This window comes from Shewanella sp. SW24, assembly GCF_025653395.1.
Classification (GTDB): Bacteria; Pseudomonadota; Gammaproteobacteria; order Enterobacterales; family Shewanellaceae; genus Shewanella; species Shewanella oncorhynchi.
Genome location: NZ_JAKKSH010000058.1, coordinates 1 through 2702, shown reverse-complemented (window position 1 = coordinate 2702; position 2702 = coordinate 1). Strand labels below are relative to the sequence as shown.

Genomic DNA, 2702 nt, shown 5'->3' with positions numbered 1-2702 from the left:
TTTTGTGTAGAAGGGATTAGATGTGCCGATAAGTGTCGTTATCGGCATTAGCGATGTCTAAATGGTTCTTCTGGTGTGACTCTTCGCAGTTCGCCTTGGCAATGTGGGCACTGGATAAATATCGAGTCAAAATCATCGTACCACCAAGGCTTATTACAGTTGTTACATTGCAGCTCGGGCTTATCTTGGCGTTCAACCATACTGTAGCCGCCATCATAAGGGATTATTTGCATGATGCTGTATCCTTAAGTTGTTCTAGTGTGTCGTCCAGTTCGCCCAGTAACACGCAAGATTTAGCGATTAATTGCAGTTGAGCATCTTCAGGCGCTAAGCCTTTCAGTAGAAACTCGTTGATGCTTTGTATGTCATTGCGTAGCTGGATTGCGCTATTGATTAGTGATTCATCCATGATGATTGCTCCTGATTAAAAGTTACTTTTAGGTGCTGTTGTCGTAGCTTTACCGATAGCTGTGATCGTTAAGCCAAAGCGTTTTAGTTCAAGGCCGCCAAAATTGTTTACGACAAAACTTGAACTATCTATTTCATATTCTCCGGCTTGATACGTCTTAGTTGGGTCTTCGACTTGCAGCTTCATCTGAACAGGAAATTTCCCACCTAAATATGCGTAAGCTCTTTGCTCGTAAATGGTTCGCCCAGGCTTTCCGTCTTTCGGTGGCATGTTTCGGGCAGTTACGGTTACATCTTCTTGAAATATTTCAATTTTCAACATGGTTATAGCTCCTATGCGTAGGCTTTGAACGGTAAAATATTGGATTGTGCAACTATCGGTAATTGATACCAGTGCGGGACGATTAGCGGTTTAACTTCAATAACTTCTGAACGCTTTAGTGTTGGACACATACGGCTCACATCGAACTGCTGACCTATATCGATGCCGATAGCCTTAAGGCGCGCTTTATGTTCATAAAACTGTGATGATTTAAGCGTGGTTCTTAGGTCTGCTCCGTGTTGCCACATCAATGCGTAACATTGAGTTGCATTAGCAGCTTGGCGACTTTTCACTACACCTAAAGTCATTAATTGGTCTGCAATTGTTTGATGTTCATCATGTGATATATGGATGGTTTGCATAGCGGTCTCGATCTCTTTTAGGTGCGGGTAAAAGTCTTGTTCGGTGACTCGGCCATAAAATTGCAACGTATGACGTTTTAGCAAGGCCTGCCTTAAGCTGTGTTCTTCGCGTACAACACCTGTGGTTTCACAGTATTTAATGAGGTTTTCTAGGTAGTTAAGTCTATCGATAGGAACACCGGCTTTTTTACGGAGTTCTTTATTAAGATGTCTTTGTAATTCAATAGCTTTGTTATAAAGCTTGGTCATTATCCATGTAGAACCTTCGCCCCAGTTGCAAGTGTGGCCGTCTGGATAAAGCTTGGGTTTACGACCTCGACCGATTTGCATTGACGACATACCACGGATAAATGACGACTCTTTGCCCTTGCCTACTTGATGGTTAACCGTCCAGTCGATAGCGGTAATCTCTGCACCATTACCAACAAGTTGAGTGGTTTTGCCGTCTGGAGTTTGGCGGTATGAAATCTGGGTATTTTTGGTGAACGGAGGTAAACCGTATTGCGCTAAAACGTGATTAAAGATCGCCACGCATTCATCAAGCGTTTGCAAGCCAAAAAGGTTATCCATGCGTTGCCAGCGAGACGGATTGCCTTCCACCCTCACCCGCTGCCCATCACACCGGATGGTCAATTTGGTGCTGTAAGAACCTTCGAGGATTTTCTGATTAACTGATGGAGGTAAATGCTCACCCGTTTCTAGCTCGAACCGTTCAATTACATGCCGACCGACCAGCGGCAAATTGCCCTCTGGATAGTCTTGTTGCATGAATAAACGGTCGATGAAAAACAATTCGCTAAAAACCCTGTCAAGATGTTTCACTTAAATATTTGTTTATGTGAACACACACAAATATATTGCATGATAATAGGCCAAACAAAAGTGGGTGTAAACTAATATTAAAGTAGGTGTCAGCATGGAAAACTTAAACATGAGTATTGGTAGCGTACTAAAAGACAGGCGAATTGCTCTAAATATCAAGCAAGAAGATATCGCTGAACAGTTAGGGCTGACTGTGCAAACGGTAAGCAAGTGGGAAAGGGATTTAACCGAACCTAAAGCTAGCCAAGTTACCCAACTAAGTCAGCTTCTTAAGATTACTGAAAAAGAAATTTGTAGCGGAGAAATAGCTAGTGAGACACGCATAGACCCTATTGGATTTATGAAAAAAGTAGCATCTATCAAAGTATTAATAGATGACGTTACATTCACCTCAATTCTTTATGAGTGTATTGATGAGAAAACATCATTCCTAAACTCTTTAGAAAAGGCACTTAAAGATAGCCATGGTTTTGGTTCTGATGATTTGCAAAAACTGCCTCCTAGTGAGGTTTATGTTGCAGAAGAAGAAACTAAGATTGAGAACAAAATAAACCGTGAAATAGGTTTGCTGTAGTCCGGATGTCCGGAGTTAGTTTGGGTGTAACAGGAACCCAAACCTAAAACCCTGTCGGTCGGGGGCGCTTCGCTTGCCTCCCCCTTCCTCCACGCTGCAACAAGGACAAGTTGCACGCCGTCAGAAACTCTCAAAATGAGAGTAGAGTCCACTGTTAAAGTATGTGGACTCAGGGGCTCTCGCTGTCACTTGGGGCCTTTCCCGCTATGGCGGG

The 2702-nt window shown here is 43.0% G+C and carries 5 protein-coding genes; 1 reads left to right on the top strand and 4 read right to left on the bottom strand.

The features are described 5' to 3' along the window. Positions 1-47: 47 nt before the first annotated feature. The 4 genes from L5M17_RS22790 to L5M17_RS22775 are packed head-to-tail and all read right to left on the bottom strand — an operon-like array spanning position 48 to position 1860. The gene (locus L5M17_RS22790; protein WP_173244884.1) at positions 48-233 is read right to left on the bottom strand and encodes a hypothetical protein; all 186 of its coding nucleotides are present in this window, start codon (positions 231-233) and stop codon (positions 48-50) included. After that, positions 224-409, bottom strand: a complete 186-nt coding sequence (locus L5M17_RS22785; RefSeq protein ID WP_263149281.1) for a hypothetical protein — start codon at positions 407-409, stop codon at positions 224-226. Before L5M17_RS22785 ends, L5M17_RS22790 begins: the two co-directional genes overlap by 10 nt. Before the next feature lie 15 nt (positions 410-424). Then, complete coding sequence (locus tag L5M17_RS22780; RefSeq protein WP_263149280.1) at positions 425-730, bottom strand: G5P family DNA-binding protein; 306 nt, start codon at positions 728-730, stop codon at positions 425-427. An 11-nt stretch (positions 731-741) separates the two neighbouring features. Then, complete coding sequence (locus L5M17_RS22775; protein ID WP_263149279.1) at positions 742-1860, bottom strand: phage/plasmid replication protein, II/X family; 1119 nt, start codon at positions 1858-1860, stop codon at positions 742-744. 148 nt (positions 1861-2008) lie between these two features. Between L5M17_RS22775 and L5M17_RS22770 the strand changes: the two genes are divergently transcribed. After that, positions 2009-2488 carry a helix-turn-helix domain-containing protein gene (locus L5M17_RS22770; RefSeq protein ID WP_263149278.1) on the top strand — a complete coding sequence of 160 codons (480 nt, stop codon included), beginning with the start codon at positions 2009-2011 and terminating at the stop codon, positions 2486-2488. The last annotated feature ends 214 nt before the right edge of the window (positions 2489-2702 follow it).

Bases quoted from the DNA above. Each gene is read 5' to 3' on its own strand.
- L5M17_RS22785 (WP_263149281.1), bottom strand. From the start codon at position 409: ATGGATGAATCACTAATCAATAGCGCAATCCAGCTACGCAATGACATA.
- L5M17_RS22790 (WP_173244884.1), bottom strand. From the start codon at position 233: ATGCAAATAATCCCTTATGATGGCGGCTACAGTATGGTTGAACGCCAA.
- L5M17_RS22770 (WP_263149278.1), top strand. From the start codon at position 2,009: ATGGAAAACTTAAACATGAGTATTGGTAGCGTACTAAAAGACAGGCGA.
- L5M17_RS22780 (WP_263149280.1), bottom strand. From the start codon at position 730: ATGTTGAAAATTGAAATATTTCAAGAAGATGTAACCGTAACTGCCCGA.
- L5M17_RS22775 (WP_263149279.1), bottom strand. From the start codon at position 1,860: ATGCAACAAGACTATCCAGAGGGCAATTTGCCGCTGGTCGGTCGGCAT.